Here is a 19,684-nt window from a genome sequence, read left to right as displayed (position 1 = left end):
TATTTGTTTCACGCTAGCTATAAGAGAAAGTTAAGCTAGTGTGCCGTTGATTTCAGCAAGCACAGCTGCAGGGTCTACAGCCTGAGTAATTGGACGACCAATAACCAAGTAGTCAGAACCAGATTCAATCGCTTTAGAAGGCGTCATGATACGCTTTTGGTCACCAACATCGGCACCTACAGGACGAATACCCGGAGTCACCAGTTTGAACTCTTGGCCAAGCGCACCTTTCAATAAAGAAGCTTCTTGCGCTGAACACACCACACCATCAAGACCAGAGTTTTTTGTAAGAGAAGCTAAACGCATCACTTGTTGCTGTGGTTCTAGATCCAACCCGATACCCGCTAGATCCGATTGCTCCATGCTCGTCAGTACTGTTACGCCAATCAGCAATGGACGATCTTTACCATAAGGCTCCAATATTTCGCGAGAAGCCGTCATCATGCGCTCACCGCCACTTGCGTGTACGTTTACCATCCATACGCCTAGTTCAGCGGCTGCACGAACGGCTTTTGAACATGTGTTCGGGATATCGTGGAACTTAAGGTCCAAGAATACTGAAAAACCACGCTTGTGTAATTCACGAACAAACTCAGGACCAAATAGGGTGAACATCTCTTTACCCACCTTAAGGCGGCAAGATGCTGGGTCAATACGGTCAACAAAGGCTAACGCATCCGCTTGGTTGTCATAATCCAAAGCTACAATGATTTTTTGGTCGTTCATTTCATCTCCTAACGCAGTTAACTTTCTTAAAAAATATCTATCTACCCTTGCAGGCGATATATAACAGTCATAAAAATGCAGCCCGAAAGCTGCAATTAATAATTTGGTCTTGTAATGACCACAAATCTATTCACCATCCAACCCACGAATAGGCTTGATCGTTCCCCACCCCTTACATGAAGGGCAGTGCCAATACATTGAATGTGTTGAGAATCCACACTGACGGCAACGGTAATGAGGCTTAACCTTAAGCTGTTCACCAACCATAGATTGAAGCGTGGTTAAGCTTTCTTTTGCTCGGCCTTCTTCAGCTTCTGCTAGGTGATAATCGATCAGTCGATAAAAACCTTTCATGGTTGGGTTTTTAACAAGTTGCTTGGTCAGGAGCTCTTGCGCAGAGCCAACATCTTCATGGTGAGCAACCAGCTGAGCCAGCATCAATTCTGCAGACACACCAGCCTTCTTCTGGATACATGCTTTAAGGAACTCAACCAACTGTGCTTCGTGCCCGAGCTTGTGATAACACTCAGCAAGAGTTGGTAACACTTCACTGATAAAATCGATATCTTGCTCAAGAACACCCTCAAGGCAGTCGATCGTCTTCTGGTAATCTTCGTTCGCTAAGTGGAATTTACCCAAAGCGATACTGGCACGCACACATTTAGGGTCTTCAGATAACGCTTTCTTAAAATGCGCTAATGCTTTTGAACGATTACCATCAGCTTGTTCTTGCATAGCGAGCTCACACCAAAAATGCGCGACCGTAGCACGCATCTTCATCTTCTTCTTGCCAAGCTTTACTAGAATATTGCCGTAATGAATCGCCTTGTTCCATTCTCGAGTCTGCTGATAAATTGCAACTAACTGCTGCAGAGCACCCTCTTTGTGGTCAGGTTCATCAACCAGCTGTTCAAAGATTTTTTCAGCGCGATCAAGAAAGCCAGAGACCATATAGTCTTTCGCTAGTTGTTGCAGTGCGAGGTTTTTCTGATCGAGAGTCAGCCCAGAACGGGAGATAAGATTTTGGTGAATGCGAATAGCGCGGTCGACTTCGCCTCTTGAGCGGAATAGGTTACCCAAGGCCAAGTGAGTATCGATGGTTTCATTGTCTACTTGAAGCAGCTCAATGAAGTGATCAACCGCTTTGTCAGATTGGTCTGACAGTAATAGGTTCAAACCCGTCACGTATTGACGGGAGATCTGGTGTGATTGCTTTTGTTTTTCTTGCTGAGCATTACGATTACCCATATACCAACCATAAGCGGCTGCAATCGGCAAAAGTAAGAACAGTAACTCTAACATCAAATATAGCCTTTAAGCTTTAGTATCAGCAGCTACCTGCTTTGATTGCTTATTGAGTTGCTTCTTCAAGCGATGAATTTTCAGCTGAGATCGCATATGCATGTTACCAAAGACTAACCAAGCAAGAGCAAAGCCTGAAATGAAGACAATACCTAATAGGCTTGAAAGGTGGAAATCACCTTGTGCTAGCAGGTAATTAAAATTCACGATAGTTTGGTTTTGAGAGCCTAAAGCCAGTGCAATTAGGAAAAGTGCGATAACGGCGACTATTTTTATAATTTTCATAGTTCATCACTCATTGGTTGGTTAGCTGTACGATTATGCAGGAAAATTACTAATCAGACCACCATATTATGGTCATAAAAAAGCGGCATACATTATAGTATGCCGCTTTTCATAATTCCGATAAGTAGACTACATTCCTGTATTTACTCGTTCACGTAGCTCTTTACCTGGTTTGAAGTGAGGAACGTATTTACCTTCTAACTCTACCTTGTCACCAGTCTTTGGGTTACGTCCAACACGAGGCTCACGATAATGCAGAGAAAAGCTGCCAAAACCGCGAATTTCGATTCGATCACCACTTTCTAGTGTTGAAGCCATATGCTCTAAAATGTCTTTTACAGCGTCTTCAATTTCTTTTGCAGAAAGATGCGTTTGCTCAGCGCACAGTCTTTCAATCAATTCAGACTTAGTCATAGTTACCCTCGTTGGTTTTCTTTTTAGAAATTATAGACCTATCGGAAAAATAAGCAAAAAAAAAGGAGCCTTACGGCTCCTTTCTTGGCTATATAGCTATATTTCTCTTAATGAGAAGCTATTATTCGCCTTTAGCAGCTTTGAATGCGTCTGCCATTGCGTTACCGAACGCGCCTTCTTCAGACTTGTTCAGTGAAGCCATTGCTTCTTGCTCATCAGCTTCATCTTTAGCTTTGATAGATAGGTTGATTACGCGGTTCTTACGGTCTACACCTGTGAACTTAGCTTCAACGCTGTCACCAACGCTTAGGATTAGAGATGCATCTTCGATACGATCGCGAGATACTTCAGAAGCGCGGATGTAACCTTCAACGCCTTCGATTAGCTCGATAGTAGCGCCTTTCGCGTCAACTGCAGTAACAGTACCGTTTACAAGAACACCTTTCTTGTTGTCAGCAACGTATGCGTTGAACGGGTCGTTTTCCATTTGCTTAACGCCAAGAGAAATACGCTCACGCTCTGCATCTACTGCTAGAACAACTGCTGAGATTTCGTCGCCTTTCTTGTACTCACGTACAGCGTCTTCGCCAGCAACATTCCAAGAAATGTCAGATAGGTGTACTAGACCGTCGATACCGCCTTCTAGACCGATGAAGATACCAAAGTCAGTGATAGACTTGATCTTACCAGTAACTTTGTCGCCCTTAGCTTGCATTTCTGCAAATGACTGCCATGGGTTAGCTTTACACTGTTTCAGACCTAGAGAGATACGACGACGTTCTTCGTCGATATCAAGAACCATAACCTCAACTTCGTCGCCAACATTAACAACTTTAGAAGGGTGGATGTTCTTGTTAGTCCAATCCATTTCAGAAACGTGTACTAGACCTTCAACGCCTTCTTCGATTTCAACGAAGCAGCCGTAGTCAGTTAGGTTAGTAACACGACCAGAAAGCTTGTGACCTTCTGGGTAACGCTTAGCGATTGCTACCCATGGATCTTCGCCTAGTTGCTTAAGACCTAGTGAAACACGAGTGCGCTCACGGTCGAACTTAAGAACTTTAACTAGGATTTCGTCACCAACGTTAACGATCTCTGATGGGTGCTTAACGCGCTTCCAAGCCATATCTGTGATATGTAGAAGACCGTCAACACCGCCAAGGTCAACGAATGCACCGTAGTCAGTAAGGTTCTTAACGATACCTTTAACTTCAGTACCTTCTTGTAGAGTTTCAAGAAGTTCGTCACGCTCAACACTGTTTTCAGATTCGATAACAGCACGACGAGAAACAACAACGTTGTTACGCTTCTGGTCTAGCTTGATTACTTTGAACTCTAGCTCTTTGTTTTCTAGGTGAGCAGTGTCACGGATAGGACGTACGTCTACTAGAGAACCTGGAAGGAAAGCACGGATACCGTTTAGTTCAACAGTGAAACCGCCTTTAACTTTACCGTTGATGATACCAACAACAGTTTCAGCTTCTTCGCAAGCTTTCTCAAGAACGATCCAAGCTTCGTGACGCTTAGCTTTCTCACGAGAAAGTTGAGTCTCACCGAAACCATCTTCAACAGCGTCTAGAGCTACGTCTACTTCAGCGCCAACTTCAACTTCAAGTTCGCCAGCAGCGTTCTTGAACTGTTCAGCAGGGATAGCAGATTCAGACTTAAGACCAGCGTCAACAAGAACGAAACCGTTCTCGATAGCTACTACAGTACCTTTAACGATGCTGCCTTGTTGGAATTCTGTTTCGTTTAGAAACTCTTCAAAGAGTTGAGCAAAAGATTCAGTCATTATTTAATCTTCAATAATTAAACGTCCATGGGTATCCTACCGCATGGGGTTGATAAATTCGCCGGTCATCATCCTTGCGACCAACGTTCTTGCCAGCCGGGCAGAATTACCCAGCTAGTTTCGATTCAATATAGTGTAGTGCTTTTTCTACTACCTGCTCAATATTCATTGAGGTGGAATCAAGCACTAGAGCATCCTCTGCAGGGCGAAGTGGCGCCACTGGGCGATTACGATCTCGGTCGTCTCGCTCTTGGATCTCGCTCAAAAGGTCGTCAAATTTAACATCTAACCCCTTCTGTTGCAACTGTTTAAGGCGGCGAGTCGCACGCTCTTCTGCACTTGCATCTAAAAATATTTTTGCTTCTGCTTCAGGGAAGACAACGGTTCCCATATCGCGGCCATCAGCCACCAAACCTGGCGCGGCGCTGAATGCGCGCTGACGACGAAGTAATGCTTCACGTACGCGAGGTAATGCAGCAACTTTTGAAGCCGCCATGCCGGTCTCTTCTTTACGAAGCTCACCCGACACATCTTCACCTTCTAGGATAACCTTAACTAGATCGCCCTCAGCAATAAACTGAACGTCTAAGTGAGTTGCAAGAGGAACTAAAGCGTCTTCCGATTCAGTATCTACACCGTGATGAATTGCTGCTAAAGCCAGTACGCGATAGATCGCACCTGAGTCTAGAAGATGAAAGCCTAGCTTATCTGCTAGTAACATACACAGGGTACCTTTACCTGCACCACTTGGTCCATCAACCGTAATCACTGGGCTTTGAGAAGGCATCTTTTACTCCACGTTTAGTCGTAAGTTTTATTCTGTACTAGCGAGTCGCCACTACTTTATAGGCGGCATATTATAGAGAAAAATTGGAAGTCGAGCGAGGTAAATCTCAGATAATTCAATCTTGATGATGCATTCGATAATGCAACAGGCCTAATATCAATCACCTGATGCTAATAAGGCTTTCTATTGGCAGTAAATCGGCATGAAAAAGCCCCGCATGAGCGAGGCTAAATATATTTGTTGCTTCAAGCAAGTCTAACCGATGATGGCGCGTACCGCTTCCAAGTCTTCTGGAGTATCAACACCCGCAGCCGGCGCTTCAACAGCAACATCTACATGAATCTTTTCACCATACCAAAGTACGCGAAGTTGCTCTAAGCACTCGATGCGCTCTAGGGTACTTGGTTCCCAGTTGATGTAGGTATTGATGAAACCAGCTCGGTAAGCGTAAATACCAATATGACGAAGCAACGGAGATTCTGCAGCAGTACCGTTATTAGCATAAGCATCACGATCCCAAGGAATCGTCGCACGGCTAAAATACAGCGCATAGCCGTCTTTATCCGTCACTACTTTTACAGCATTAGGGTTAAAAACTTCATCAACGTGAGAGATTTCAACACCAAGTGTTGCCATTGGCGCAGTGCTGTTTGCTAAGTTGTTCGCCACCTGATTAATAATCGCCGGTGGAATAAGTGGCTCATCCCCTTGTACGTTGACAATAATGTGGTCGTCAGGGATGTTCATGACATCAATCACTTCTGCTAGGCGTTCAGTACCTGACTCGTGATTCGGTGACGTCATACACACAGTCGCACCAAATGCTTTCGCAGCCTTCTCAACGCGAGCATCATCGGTAGCAATAATTACGTTATCAGCCCCTGCTTTCATTGACTGTTCGTATACCCATTGAATCATCGGCTTGCCGCCAATGTCAGCCAGAGGCTTACCTGGCAAACGGCTCGATTGGTATCTTGCTGGTATAACTACCGTGTAAGACATTACTTGCCCTCGTCCATTGAAAGAGTACGAGCTTCAGGTTCAAGAAGAACAGGAATACCCTCTTTAATTGGGTAAGCTAGGCGATCGATTTTACAAACAAGCTCTTGCTTATCCTTGTCAAAAGTTAGTTTACCTTTACATACAGGGCAAGCAACGATCTCAAGCAGACGGTGATCCATAGTATTCCATAACCTCTTTTATTCTTTTTAAAATTTGCTGTTGCGCTTCTTCTTCGAACTGCGCAGAAACTGGAAGATACCACCAGTTATCTTGAGCATATTCTTCGCATTTTACAGCGTCTTTTTCTGTCATAATCATATTCATACCTTTCTTTGCTAAGGCATGAAGTTCATCTTTATCAAAATCCTGATGATCGGCGAAGCCTTGTGTGTAAACCACATCACCATCAAGATCATCTAATGTTTTAAAAAAGCGTGGCGGGTGCCCTATTCCAGCAAAAGCCACCAGCTTTGGTAATTCTGCAACTGGCTTTTTCTGACCTGTCTTTAGGTTAACCGCTTCACTTGGTGCCAAAGACATTGAGAACTCTCGCCCTTGTGCCTCTCCACCATTGTTAATCAAGAAATCTACGTCAGCTAAACGCGATACAGGCTCTCGCAATGGGCCTAGTGGAATCAGACTCTCGTTACCAAAACGCCTTACACCGTCGATAACTGAAAACTCAATGTCGCGTTCAAGTGCATAATGCTGCAGGCCGTCATCAGTGATAATGACATCCACGCCTTGATTCAATAAAGCCTTTACCGCATTCGCTCTTACTGGGTCAACCGCTACCGGCGCGCCCGTTCGCTTTCGAATCAAGCGGGGTTCATCACCCGAGTGCTCAGCGGGCGTGCTCTCTTCTAAAACCAGTGGATAACTCGGCGCTTTCGCACCGTAACCACGAGAAACCACACCTGGTTTAAAGCCGTTGGCTTGAAGCATTTCAACCAACCAAATCACAACAGGGGTTTTACCGTTGCCACCAGCGGTAATGTTACCAACAACGATTACAGGCAGAGGTGGTCGATAGGTTTCTTTCTTTCCAGAGAGATAAGCATTACGACGTTGCCCACTGATCACTTTGAACAGCAGGCTCAATGGCCACAATAGTGGCCAAAGAAGATATTTTAACGGGTGATTGTTAAACCAAATCTTTTCGATCACAACAAAGACCTAATCTTATCCGCTGAACTGAATTCGATGCAGTTGAGCATAGGCACCATCATGAGCAATCAGCTCTGCGTGTGGGCCTCGCTCTACAATCTGACCATCATCAACAACCAAAATTTCATCAGCTTGTTCAATCGTCGATAGCCTGTGAGCAATCACCAACACAGTTTTATCTTTTTGTAACTCTTCTAGTGCTGATTGAATCGCTCTTTCTGACTCTGTATCTAGTGCAGACGTCGCCTCATCAAGAATCAGAACTGGCGCGTCTCTCAATAGTGCTCGTGCGATCGCAATACGTTGTCTTTGACCGCCAGACAAGCTCGCACCGTTTTCACCCACGACAGTATCAATACCATTTTCCATACCCTCAATAAACTCAGTCGCATGAGCAAGTTTAGCGGCATGTTCGATCTGTTCGCGTGAATACTGTTCTTCTGCTGCGTAAGCGATGTTGTTAGCCACCGTATCGTTAAACAGATGCACATTTTGAGAAACCAGAGCAAAGTGCTCACGCAGATTTCTCAATTCGTAATCACGAATATCGTGACCATCCAGTTCAATAGAGCCAGAGTCTACGTCATAGAAACGAGTAAATAGGTTGGCAATGGTACTCTTACCTGAGCCCGATCGCCCAACAAGCGCAACCGTCTTACCTTTCGGTATATTAAAACTCACATTATCCAATGCTGGCTTCTCGGCACCTTCGTAAGTAAAGGTCACATCTTTTACCGCAACATCACCACTTACCGTTTCAGGTTTCAAGGTACCTGTGTTCTGCTCTGTGTCTAAGTCCATCAAGCCGAACAGTGTCGTACTTGCAGCCATACCACGCTGGAATTCAGAGGTTACGTTAGTTAATGCTTTTAGTGGACGCATTAGGCCAAACATTGCTGAGAACACTACCGTAAACGTACCCGGAGTTAGCTCAGCCTTAATTGAATCAACGCTCGCCAATACCAGTACAACCACAATAGCAACCGATGCAATCATCTGAATGATTGGGTTAGCGGCCGCTTGTGCTGTTACTAGCTTCATGCTCTGTTGACGCATCTGGTTACTTACTTTATCAAAGCGATGTTTTTCTAAATCCTGACCGCCATAAGTAAGCACCACTTTGTGCCCTTTCAGCATTTGTTCTGCTGACGAAGCAACGTGACCCATGCTGGTTTGCATGTTTTTAGAAATCTTTCTGAATCGCTTCGATACTATGCTGATTGCCCAAGCTACCAGTGGAGCAACCGCGAATAGAACCAAAGACAACTGCCAGCTGTTCCAGAACATCAAGGTTAACAAGCCAATGATGCTTGCGCCTTCACGAACAATACTCACCAACGCTTTACTGGTTGCCGCAGAAACTTGCTCCGAATCGTAGGTAATACGAGACAGCAGCGCACCCGTCTGCTCTTTATCAAAGAAAGAGACTGGCATGTGCATAAAGTGACTGAATATTTTACGGCGGATTTCCATCACCACATTGCCAGAAACCCAGCTCAAACAATAGGTGGATACGAAACCACTGACGCCACGAATGAACATCATGGCAAAGATAATAAGAGGAAGTGTGCGTAGGAAATCTGATTCCGCACTACCAAAGCCTTCATCTAGCAACGGCTTTAGCAAAGAAATCATGTAAGTATCAGAGACGGCATTAATAATAAGCGCAATAACCGCAACACCAAGGCCAGCCTTATATAGTCGAATATAAGTCCAAAGTCGTTTAAATGTGACCCAGGTAGTTTCATCTGTTTGTGTTGACATAAAATCGCTTAATTTTCTCACAATAATCTATCTATTCTACTCCCTTACGAAGCATCTGCCTATACCACTGCCGACCTTGTTCCTCTCTAATCGTATGATAATGCCAACCTTCTTGGTTGGTGGTGATGGTTATTTGTCCACTTTCACCTGTATCAAGCCAGGCACTTCCACTTTGTAAGTAACGTTGAACGACTGATTCACTTGGCATCCCCCATTGATTTCCCTTTGCCAACGAAGCAATCGCTAACTTTGGTGAAACCGCTTCTATGAAAGGGGCGATAGATGAGCTGTCACTACCATGATGAGGTACTAGCATGGCGTCGCTTTGAAGCTGTTCAACTTCCCGAGCAAGTAACCACTCACTTACGAGTTCAATATCACCCGTGAGCAACATCGAAAAGCCCGATTCTGGTTCAATTATCCGTATGACACAAGAATGTGGGTTATACGCCCTATTCACTAGTTGTGGCGGCCACAACACCTCGAACTGCACATTCTGCCATTCCCACGCCTCACCTAACGTACATGCTTGAACAACTGAGCTCATTTGATGATTCAAACTTTGGCTAGCTCTTATCCATTCAGGCTGATAGTTCTCAAGCAATGCAGGGTAACCACCAGCGTGATCAGAATCGAAATGGCTAATGATCACTCCTTGAATTTCATCTATACCTCTTTGAGATAAAGTAGGAATCAATAGTGACTCGACCATCGACCCTCCCGGCCACGCGTTACCTAAATCGTACACCACCACGTGATTGTTCTTTTCAAAGATGAGAGACAAGCCATGCCCTACGTCCAAGACATCAATAGTTAACCTGTCCTGTTTCACTTTGCCAAATTCCCACCACAACAGGAATACAGAAATGATGACAGCGGCTACTCCATGTTTAAGGTATCGACCAATAAAACCGAAGAATAAGATAAGAAAAACGAGTAACACGGTCACGTGATTATCTACCTGAATCCAAAACTGTTCAGAGAAAGGCAAGCTAAACACCAACGGTTCAAGTGACAAATCAACCAATTTCCATAACTCAGCAGAAAAACGAGCCATTGAGTCACTTCCCCAAAATAAAGACTCAGTGACCAAACTTAGAAACATCGACAAAAACAGCAAAGGTATCGTCACCATTGCCACCCAAGGCAATAGCAACAAATTGTAGACGACCGAGATCAAGCTAACGCCTTTGAAAAACAACATCGAAAAGGGAGCAATTAACAAGGTCAGCATGACCTGTATTTTGATGAGCTTTAGTACTCGTTCAATAAAGGTAGAATTTGAAGAAGAAGCATCACTATTGAACGCAATGTAGAGAACCGCACCCAATGTACCAAAAGATAACCAGAAGCTACTGGATAACGCAGAAAAAGGCCAAATAACGAGAACGATACACAAGCTGACTAGAACATAGCGAACCACACCGATACTTTGTCCACGCCACAGAAAGTAACTCGCCACAACACACATCACTAGCGCTCTTAGGGTCGGTAGGGTGAACCCAGCAAACCAGCTATAGAAATAAGCGAAACCTAAACCAAATAGTGTCGGAAGCCATAACAACTGAGGAGACAACAAACGCGCCAACTTCCCCAGCTGATAACCGATACCAAAGGCAATACCAATGTGAAGCCCAGAAATAGCCATCAAATGAATCAAGCCACTGCTCTTTAGTAAATCCCAACGCAAAGAAGGAATGAGATCTCGATAACCGAAACTCAAAGCGACTATTAAATCGTTATTTTTTAGCTGGCTAAGATTATCAAGACTGCGCTCGAACCACCGAGCACGTAGACGGTTGCTAGAATGGATTCTATATTTAGTATTCGTTCGGTAATTCGCATTTGCCGTAACCCCAGTGCTAAACAGATGCTTTTCCAAATCAAAGCCTGCTTCATTAAGCTTCCCAAAAACAGGCTTGATACTGACCGACAAATGAACTTCATCACCCAAAGTGAGCTTGAAAGGCGTAAACAATCGCAATTTTATCAATTGAGGAAAGACTAATTTTTCACCGTCAATTGATCTAACTACTACTACGCTTTCAAAACCATGGCTATTTTCACTAAAAAGACTAACTACTGAGGCATTTATGGTAGTATTCTGCCCTGATTGAAATAAGCGACTTGTTTGGATTTCAATCGTATTCCCTAGGCATGCAACGAGTGTCAACGCAGTAGCTAGACCTCTTGTACGTCGGAAAACGCTATACTTTATTGATGCGATTAGTAATAACAGCATCAATGGTGCCAAGACCCAATGTGGCATCACAGGCCAGAAGCTGGCAGACACAACTGTCGCAGCAAATGAAATCAAGAACCAAGTGTTAAACAAGAGAGTAGCTTCCTCCTATGCCAAGAAAGTTTATCAAACGATTTATGCCTGACCATGAGCTCATCAAGCGTCAGAAAGCATTAAAAGTTTTTGGCAATGTTTTGTACAACCCCAACTTATGGTGCCTTAATCGTCGCTCCGCGGCCGGCGCGTTCGCTGTTGGGTTATTCATGGCGTTTGTCCCTCTACCAAGCCAAATGATTATGTCTGCAGGCCTAGCCGTTGTATGTGGTGTTAACTTACCGCTGGCTGTCGCTCTCGTTTGGATCAGTAACCCCGTAACCATGCCAGTCTTGTTCTACTTTGCCTATAAAGTAGGTGCATTCGTTATGCATGTTCCGCCGCAAGCCTTTCACTTCGAACTGTCTTGGGACTTTATCTTGGCGCAAATGAGCACCATCGGGCCTCCATTCCTGCTGGGCTGTATGATTTGTGGTGTGATTTCAGCAATGATTGGTTATTTCGGTATTCGTGGCTTATGGCGCTACTCAGTAGTAAGAAGCTGGAAAAAACGACAAGCAAGATAGTGAATCTATACTGACGCGCTCTCCACTTTTAAGAGATAGCGATCAAAATCAGACGAGTTATAAGCCATTAGATGATAGGCATGTAATGAAAGTCTTAGATAATACAGTTTGAATTCAATAAAAAAGGATCCCACATGGGATCCTTTTTTGTATCTGTCGAAACAGGAGATTTGTTATTTGGAGCTCAACACAGAAGCTGGATTTAACTTCGCAGCTCGAGATGCTGGGTACCATGTCGCCAGCAAACTTAAAGCGATTGCAGTACCTGATACCACAACGACATCCATCATATTCAGCTGTGATGGCAAGAAGTCGACAAAGTAGATATCACCTGACAGAAATTGGTGATCGATCAGCTTCTCAAGCCCTTTAATAAGAGTGGTCAGATTGAGTGCAACCAAAACACCTATCGCACTACCGACTAAGCTACCTAATACGCCAGAGAACACGCCCTGCCAAACAAAGATACGCTTCACTAAGCCATCTGAAGCACCCATGGTTCTTAGGATTGCGATCTCCGAAGCTCTGTCTTTTACCGCCATCATCAATGTCGAAACAATATTGAAACACGCAACACCAATCACCAGCACCATGACTAAATACATAATGGTGCGAACCAATTGAATATCTCGATATAGGAAGCCGAACTTCTGTTGCCAACTGCGCAGGTACACATACACATCAAGCTGATTGCCAACCTCACGTACAATCTCGTTCGCGTTCAGTACATCGGTCACTTTCAAAGAGACACCTGTCACAGCCTCCCCCAAGTTCGCATAAACCTGAGCATCACCAATCGGAATGAGCGCTAAGCTATGGTCAATTTGTCCATTAAGCGTCAGTAAGCCGGCAACTTTTACTCGTACCCGCTTTGGCGCCTGAACCTTAACCGAGCCGTTCACTGTTGGGATCATCAAAGTCAAGTAATCACCCACTTGCGCGCCAAGCACATTGGCGACACCAGAGCCTAAGATGATCTGCTGCTGCCCTGCTTTGAAATCGCTCCACACTTGCTTATCAATAAAGCTTGATAAACTCGATACCTGTTGCTCAAGCTGTGGGTCAACACCACGCACTTCAATCGCTTTAAGTTCTTTGCCCTTTTCAGCGAGCGCTGTGATTTTCACATAAGGCGCAGCGGCAACGACTTTGTCATTTTTTTCGGACTGCTCTACCACATGCTCCCATCGAGTTACAGGTTCATTGACCCCTTCAAACTCACCATGTGGAATCACAGACAGCACGCGAGATTCTAGCTCACGCTCAAAACCATTCATGGCTGACAGACCGATAATGATCACCGCCACACCAACCGCAATACCGATCGTCGAAGACAAGGAGATAAAAGACACCATCTTGTCTCGCTGCTTAGCACGGCTAAAGCGACCGCCTATCAATAGGGATAAAGAAGAAAACACTTAGCTCTCCTCTTTTTCTACGTTAACCAGCAAGCCATCTTGCATGTGCAGTTGACGATCCATTTTGCCAGCGAGTTCGCCATCATGGGTCACCACTAAAAAAGCGGTATCGTATTCGCGATTCAACTCTCGCATTAAGTCATAAATGGAAACTGCAGTATTATGGTCTAGGTTACCCGTCGGCTCATCCGCTAGCACAAGAGCAGGCTTGTTTACTAATGCACGAGCGATCGCCACACGTTGCCTTTCACCACCAGAAAGCTCAGAAGGACGGTGATCAACTCGATGACTTAGTCCCACTTTATCAAGTAACAACTGTGCTTCTTGTTTGGCTTTCGCAGGCTTTTCACCACCTATCAGCAGCGGCATAGCGACGTTTTCTAATGCTGAAAAGTCAGACAGTAGATGGTGGAATTGATAAACAAAACCAAGGTGCTGGTTGCGAAGCTTAGCCTGCTTGTTCGAGCTCAGTTTAGCTAAGTCTTGACCAAGAAAGCTCACGCTCCCCGCAGAAGCATCATCAAGCGCTCCTAAAATATGCAGTAACGTACTCTTACCTGAACCAGAAGTACCTATGATAGAAACCAATTCACCTTTTTCGATCTCAAAGCTCACCCCTTTAAGGACCTCAGTATCCAACGAGCCTTCACGGTACGTTTTACGGATATCATTACATTGAAGAAAATTACTCATAACGAAGGGCCTCAGCAGGTTTCACAGAAGATGCACGGTAAGAAGGGAAAATAGTAGCAATCAAGCTAAGTGCAATAGCAAGCACCACCACAACGGCGATTTGAATTGGGTTAATCAAAATAGGTAACTGACCACCAAACGAGAATAGAGCAACACCCATCGCTTCTAAAATCGGGTTAAGGTTCATTGCCAGAACAACGCCTAATGCGCCGCCGGATAGTGCGCCAATAACGCCACTACTTGCACCTTGAACCATAAAGATGCCCATCACTTGACCATCGGTCATGCCTTGGGTTTTAAGTATCGCGACCTCAGATTGCTTCTCCATCACCACCATAATCAGCGCAGAGATAATATTAAATGCGGCAACCCCGATGATCAGCCCAAGCATTAGGCCCATCATGTTTTTCTCCATACGAACTGCTTGGAACAGCTCGCCACGTTGGTCACGCCAATCGCTCCATAACCATCCATCTGGTAAGGGTTGACTCGATAGCTCTGCGACTTCAAATGGGTCTTCAAAAAACAGTCGCCAACCTGAAATAGTGTCCGACTTGTAGCGCATCAAACGCCCTGCATCTTGGATATCCGTCACCATAAGTTGAGCATCAATGTCCGAGCCCGTATTAAAGATACCGGCTACGGTGAAATTACGTTGGCTAGGAATACGGCCAAGTGGTGTGTATTGGCTTGCGCTAGTCACCATTAGACGAACCTTGTCGCCCATCGATACCTTTAGGTTTCTCGCCAGTGTATGACCAAGGAACAGCTGATATTGCCCAGCTTTTAGTGAAGACAGTCTACCCGCAATGAGGTGGTCTTGAAGTGGATCATCAGAATTGGGTTGGATGCCAATTAAAAGGCCAGCAGACAGCTGAGCTGGGCTCTGAATCACCGCCTCACTGCGAACAATCGGTTCAACATGACCATTAAGCGAAATTTGCTTAGCAAAATCCGGAGCCTGTTCAGAGAGTAGCGTCTTACCACCTTGCTCATAAACCACTGCCTGAGGAAGAACGCCGAGAATTCGGTCTTTTAATTGCGCTTCGAATCCATTCATTACCGACAAAACAGTAATCAAAGACAGCACACCAATGGTGATACCCGCTGTCGACATATAAGAAACAAAACGGCTAAAGCGATCACCTGAACGGCCTTTCAAATAACGCAGGCCAACAAACATTGAAATAGGATGAAACATACTTTGAACCATCAAAAAGGGATGCGGGTTAATGTAACGGGTATTGCTGTTACTTTGTAGGGGTTAATTGAAAATATAGAGTGAATTAACTCAATTAGTTAGGCCTGAAAAACAGAACCCTGTCAAAACACCAAATTTCAAACAACTATTTGATACTTTCAATTAACTGACCTTGATTACTGACGCCACATAGCGATAATCAATAGATCACTTCAAGGAACTAACGCATGACAGAACAAGAGTTTTTCACTGTTCACCACAGTCTTACCGCTAATATAGAACCGATGGAAAGTAACTTCACTTTACCCTCTCAAATTCAGTTCGAATCCGAGATCCCTGCCCCTTTTGTTGTGGCGAGTGAATTTAGTCAGTTGGACCTTTTAGCCGACAGTGCTCGCGCTGAACTGAAAAACAGCGACTTGAAGAATGTCACCAGTTTATTGGATGCACAGAACTCTAAATTAAACCTGCTGTTGAGCTTTATGTTATCGCAGCAAGATGATGAGAAGTTTCGAACTCACACTTACTCCTTCGGTGCGAGCCAATTTTCCTGCTTTTCGAAGACAGACATCGAACCGGGTCGCTTAGTAAAAGCTAAGCTATTCTTGGAACACCCTGCCGCAGCGATTTACTGCTACGCGGAAGTGTTTGCAAGCCAACCTAAAGATTCAGGTTTCGAAATTAACTTCAAATACGCTCATCTTCGCGATACTGACCAAGACCTGCTGATCAAAGCGGCACTTCATCAACAACAGAAACTTTTGCGTCAACGCTCTCTAGACCGAGATAACAAGTAAATTAACATGACCAAACAATCTATTTTTACCCTACCTACCCTCAAAGGAGCTGGTGACAAAAAGCACATTGGTAACCTAGTGGGTTCGTCTCTCGCTCTGGCCATTGCTAAACTCGCAGAGCAACACAGCAGTCATACTGTACTTGCTGTGCCAGATCCACAAATCGCACTCAAGCTGCAATCTGAAATTGAACAGTTTACGGCGAGCGAAGTAGCGCTATTCCCAGACTGGGAAACCCTGCCTTACGACAGTTTCTCACCACACCAAGAGATCATATCAGATCGTATCGCGCGTCTTTATGCCTTGCCGACATTAAAAGACGGCATCACGATCGTACCGATTAGCACCCTACTTCAGCGCCAATCACCGCGTGACTTCTTGCTACAGCACACTCTAATGGTGAAAACTGGTGATCTTTACTCACTAGAGAAACTGCGTTTGCAGCTTGAAAAGTCTGGCTATCGTTACGTTGATCAAGTATTTGGCCCAGGTGAGTACGCGAGCCGTGGCTCTATTCTTGACCTGTTCCCGATGGGCAGCAAAGACCCTTACCGTATCGACTTCTTCGATGATGAGATCGACACCATCCGAACCTTCGATCCAGAGAACCAACGTTCTATTGAAGACATCTCTGAAATTCGACTCTTACCAGCTCACGAGTTTCCAACCTCGGAAACAGCGATCGAAGATTTCCGTATTCGTTGGCGCCAACAGTTTGATGCCCGCCGTGAACCAGAATCGGTTTACATGCAGGTATCTAAAGGGACATGGCCCGCTGGTATTGAGTACTGGCAACCTCTATTCTTCGATCATACAGAAACACTGTTTGACTATGTTGCCGATGAAACGCAACTCTTGGTTCTTGGTGATGTAGAAACCGCTGTTGATTCTTTCCTTGCTGATGTCGCTCATCGATACGACCAACGTGGGGTCGATCCATTACGTCCTCTATTAGCGCCAGAACAGCTTTGGCTGAAAAAAGACGAACTGTTCGCACACTTCAAGCAAAAGTCACAAGTCAACCTGAGCTTAGAACCTATTGAAGAGAAAGCTGGACGCATCAACCTTCCGGTTACGTCACTGCCTGATCTCAGCGTTCAGCACCAAAACAAAGAGCCTTTGGCTAACCTGAGAAAATTCACTGAAGCCTTCGATGGCAAAGTTGTTTTTTCGGTTGAGTCAGAGGGTCGCCGTGAAGCATTGAGCGAACTACTTCGCGGTATAAAAGTACGACCAAACGAAGTTGAAAACCTCAATGCAGCCGTTAAGGCCAAAGACAAGTTCAGCCTGATCCTAGGTTCAGCTGAGCACGGTTTTGTTCACGAAGAGAAGAACATCGCGCTTATCTGTGAAAGCGACTTGCTTGGCGACCGCGTTGTTCAACGTCGTAAGAAAGATAAGAAAAGCGTTAATAGCGACACCGTTATCCGCCACCTTGCGGAGCTAAAACCAGGTCAACCTGTTGTGCACATTGACCACGGTATTGGTCGCTACATCGGCTTGCAAACCCTCGAAGCCGGTGGAATGAAAACCGAATACGTGACGCTTGAGTACCAAAACGACGCCAAGCTGTACGTACCCGTTGCGTCTTTGAACCTTATTGGACGTTACTCTGGCGGTGCTGAGGAGTCTGCACCGCTACACAAACTAGGTGGTGAGGCGTGGCAAAAAGCGCGTAAGCGTGCCGCTGAAAAAGTACGTGACGTTGCTGCAGAGCTGCTGGATGTTTACGCCAAGCGCGAACTTAAACCTGGCTATAAATTTGTTTTAGATCGCGGGCAATACGCAACCTTCAAATCTGGCTTCCCATTTGAAGAAACTGATGACCAAGCGATGGCAATCAATGCGGTGATGTCTGACATGTGCCAAGCAAAAGCCATGGACCGCTTAGTGTGTGGTGATGTTGGTTTTGGTAAAACAGAAGTCGCAATGCGCGCGGCATTCGTGTGTACGGATAACAGCAAACAAGTGGCGGTGTTAGTTCCTACTACCCTACTTGCTCAGCAACACTTCGAAAACTTTCGAGACCGTTTCGCGAATTTACCGATTCGTGTTGAAGTACTGTCTCGATTCAAGTCCGCGAAAGAGCAAAAAGCGATCATGCAAGATGTCGCGGACGGTAAGGTGGATATCCTAGTCGGTACTCACAAACTGCTCTCTAGTGATATCAAATTCAAAGACCTTGGCTTACTGATCGTCGATGAAGAACATCGCTTTGGTGTCCGCCAGAAAGAGAAAGTAAAAGCGATGCGTGCCGATGTCGACATCCTAACGCTGACTGCAACGCCAATCCCAAGAACGCTCAACATGGCGATGAGTGGGATGCGTGATCTATCGATCATTGCAACGCCACCAGCACGACGCTTGGCTATCAAAACCTTTGTTCGTCAAAGTGACGATGCCGTAGTGAGAGAAGCAGTACTTCGTGAAATCATGCGTGGTGGTCAGGTTTACTTCCTGCACAATCAAGTCGATACGATTGAGAAAACCGCAGAATCATTGCAAAAGCTGATTCCAGAAGCGCGTGTAACCGTCGCTCACGGTCAAATGCGAGAGCGCGAACTAGAACGCATCATGAACGACTTCTACCACCAACGCTTTAACTTATTGGTGTGTACAACCATCATCGAAACCGGTATCGATGTTCCGACAGCCAATACCATCTTGATGGACCGAGCCGACAACCTTGGTCTAGCGCAGCTTCACCAACTGCGTGGTCGTGTGGGTCGTTCTCACCACCAAGCTTATGCGTACCTGCTGACACCACATCCGAAGGCGATGACCAAAGACGCAATTAAGCGATTAGACGCGATTGCCTCTTTGGAAGATTTGGGCGCAGGCTTCACTCTCGCAACACATGATTTAGAGATTCGTGGTGCCGGTGAGCTATTGGGTGATGAACAGAGTGGTCAAATCCAATCTGTCGGCTTCACGCTATACATGGAGATGCTAGAGCAAGCGGTTGAGGCCTTGAAAGAAGGTCGAGAGCCGTCACTTGATGATCTGCTACGTGAGCAAACTGAGATTGAGATGCGCATCCCAGCACTATTACCAGATGACTACATTCCAGACATCAACACGCGCTTATCAACATACAAACGTATTGCGAGTGTGAGTGACACCGAGGAACTTGCGGAGCTGAAAGTAGAGCTTATCGACCGCTTCGGTATTCTTCCTGATGCAACCAAGAACTTATTATCGGTTTCCGATCTTAAGTTAGCAGCTGCATCTATCAAAGCGAAGAAAATTGAAGCGCACGATAAAGGCGGATTTATCGAATTCTACCCGGATGCTGACATAAACCCGAACTACCTTGTTAAACTGTTGCAATCTCAACCGCAAAAGTTTTCAATGGAAGGACCAACTAAGTTCAAGTTTACGATACCATTGGTCGACAGACGGAAACGAATTCAATTTGTTAGTGATTTATTGGGCGAATTCAGACAGAACTTGCTGCCTTCAGCTTAAAGCCCA

The 19,684-nt window shown here is 45.2% G+C and carries 17 protein-coding genes; 3 read left to right on the top strand and 14 right to left on the bottom strand.

Going from position 1 to position 19,684, the window contains the following annotated elements; translation table 11 throughout:
- Positions 1-30: 30 nt before the first annotated feature.
- The 11 genes from pyrF to F0251_RS01190 all read right to left on the bottom strand — a co-directional run bounded on the left by pyrF (position 31) and on the right by F0251_RS01190 (position 11,574).
- Positions 31-726 carry an orotidine-5'-phosphate decarboxylase gene (gene pyrF, locus F0251_RS01240; protein WP_061031782.1) on the bottom strand — a complete coding sequence of 232 codons (696 nt, stop codon included), beginning with the start codon at positions 724-726 and terminating at the stop codon, positions 31-33.
- Positions 727-852: 126 nt separating this feature from the next.
- Entirely contained in the window at positions 853-2,028 is a 1,176-nt protein-coding gene (gene lapB / locus F0251_RS01235) for a lipopolysaccharide assembly protein LapB (protein ID WP_102425557.1), read from the bottom strand.
- 12 nt (positions 2,029-2,040) lie between these two features.
- A complete protein-coding gene (locus F0251_RS01230; RefSeq protein ID WP_004741981.1) occupies positions 2,041-2,313 on the bottom strand; it encodes a LapA family protein in 273 nt (90 codons plus the stop codon).
- A gap of 129 nt (positions 2,314-2,442) precedes the next feature.
- Entirely contained in the window at positions 2,443-2,727 is a 285-nt protein-coding gene (gene ihfB, locus F0251_RS01225) for an integration host factor subunit beta (RefSeq protein WP_004741980.1), read from the bottom strand.
- A gap of 121 nt (positions 2,728-2,848) precedes the next feature.
- Positions 2,849-4,519: a 30S ribosomal protein S1 gene (gene rpsA, locus F0251_RS01220; RefSeq protein ID WP_061031784.1), complete on the bottom strand. Its 1,671-nt coding sequence runs from the start codon at positions 4,517-4,519 to the stop codon at positions 2,849-2,851.
- 106 nt (positions 4,520-4,625) lie between these two features.
- Complete coding sequence (cmk, locus tag F0251_RS01215) at positions 4,626-5,306, bottom strand: (d)CMP kinase (RefSeq protein ID WP_004741977.1); 681 nt, start codon at positions 5,304-5,306, stop codon at positions 4,626-4,628.
- Between the two features lie 255 nt (positions 5,307-5,561).
- Positions 5,562-6,308: a 3-deoxy-manno-octulosonate cytidylyltransferase gene (gene kdsB / locus F0251_RS01210; RefSeq protein ID WP_008224749.1), complete on the bottom strand. Its 747-nt coding sequence runs from the start codon at positions 6,306-6,308 to the stop codon at positions 5,562-5,564.
- Positions 6,308-6,487, bottom strand: a complete 180-nt coding sequence (locus tag F0251_RS01205; RefSeq protein WP_004741973.1) for a Trm112 family protein — start codon at positions 6,485-6,487, stop codon at positions 6,308-6,310. The genes kdsB and F0251_RS01205 overlap by 1 nt, the downstream gene beginning before the upstream one ends.
- Positions 6,468-7,475: a tetraacyldisaccharide 4'-kinase gene (gene lpxK / locus F0251_RS01200; protein WP_171730148.1), complete on the bottom strand. Its 1,008-nt coding sequence runs from the start codon at positions 7,473-7,475 to the stop codon at positions 6,468-6,470. Before lpxK ends, F0251_RS01205 begins: the two co-directional genes overlap by 20 nt.
- Before the next feature lie 15 nt (positions 7,476-7,490).
- Positions 7,491-9,239 carry a lipid A ABC transporter ATP-binding protein/permease MsbA gene (gene msbA, locus F0251_RS01195; protein WP_061031786.1) on the bottom strand — a complete coding sequence of 583 codons (1,749 nt, stop codon included), beginning with the start codon at positions 9,237-9,239 and terminating at the stop codon, positions 7,491-7,493.
- Between the two features lie 31 nt (positions 9,240-9,270).
- Positions 9,271-11,574, bottom strand: coding sequence for a DNA internalization-related competence protein ComEC/Rec2 (locus tag F0251_RS01190; protein ID WP_171730147.1), 2,304 nt, complete (start codon positions 11,572-11,574; stop codon positions 9,271-9,273).
- Positions 11,575-11,591: 17 nt separating this feature from the next.
- Here F0251_RS01190 and F0251_RS01185 point away from each other — a divergent pair, with 17 nt between their 5' ends.
- A complete protein-coding gene (locus tag F0251_RS01185; RefSeq protein WP_008223866.1) occupies positions 11,592-12,101 on the top strand; it encodes a DUF2062 domain-containing protein in 510 nt (169 codons plus the stop codon).
- A gap of 173 nt (positions 12,102-12,274) precedes the next feature.
- Here the strand turns inward: F0251_RS01185 and lolE are convergent, their stop codons facing one another.
- The 3 genes from lolE to lolC are packed head-to-tail and all read right to left on the bottom strand — an operon-like array spanning position 12,275 to position 15,413.
- Positions 12,275-13,519, bottom strand: coding sequence for a lipoprotein-releasing ABC transporter permease subunit LolE (gene lolE, locus F0251_RS01180; protein WP_061031788.1), 1,245 nt, complete (start codon positions 13,517-13,519; stop codon positions 12,275-12,277).
- Positions 13,520-14,212, bottom strand: a complete 693-nt coding sequence (lolD, locus tag F0251_RS01175) for a lipoprotein-releasing ABC transporter ATP-binding protein LolD (RefSeq protein WP_116870281.1) — start codon at positions 14,210-14,212, stop codon at positions 13,520-13,522.
- Positions 14,205-15,413 carry a lipoprotein-releasing ABC transporter permease subunit LolC gene (lolC, locus tag F0251_RS01170; protein ID WP_162884287.1) on the bottom strand — a complete coding sequence of 403 codons (1,209 nt, stop codon included), beginning with the start codon at positions 15,411-15,413 and terminating at the stop codon, positions 14,205-14,207. The genes lolD and lolC overlap by 8 nt, the downstream gene beginning before the upstream one ends.
- Positions 15,414-15,640: 227 nt before the next feature.
- Between lolC and F0251_RS01165 the strand changes: the two genes are divergently transcribed.
- Complete coding sequence (locus F0251_RS01165) at positions 15,641-16,210, top strand: hypothetical protein (RefSeq protein WP_008223874.1); 570 nt, start codon at positions 15,641-15,643, stop codon at positions 16,208-16,210.
- Between the two features lie 6 nt (positions 16,211-16,216).
- Entirely contained in the window at positions 16,217-19,678 is a 3,462-nt protein-coding gene (gene mfd, locus F0251_RS01160) for a transcription-repair coupling factor (RefSeq protein ID WP_171730146.1), read from the top strand.
- The last annotated feature ends 6 nt before the right edge of the window (positions 19,679-19,684 follow it).

Source organism: Vibrio sp. 070316B, assembly GCF_013114115.1.
GTDB lineage: Bacteria > Pseudomonadota > Gammaproteobacteria > Enterobacterales > Vibrionaceae > Vibrio > Vibrio chagasii_B.
This window is presented reverse-complemented; position numbering and strand designations above follow the sequence as displayed.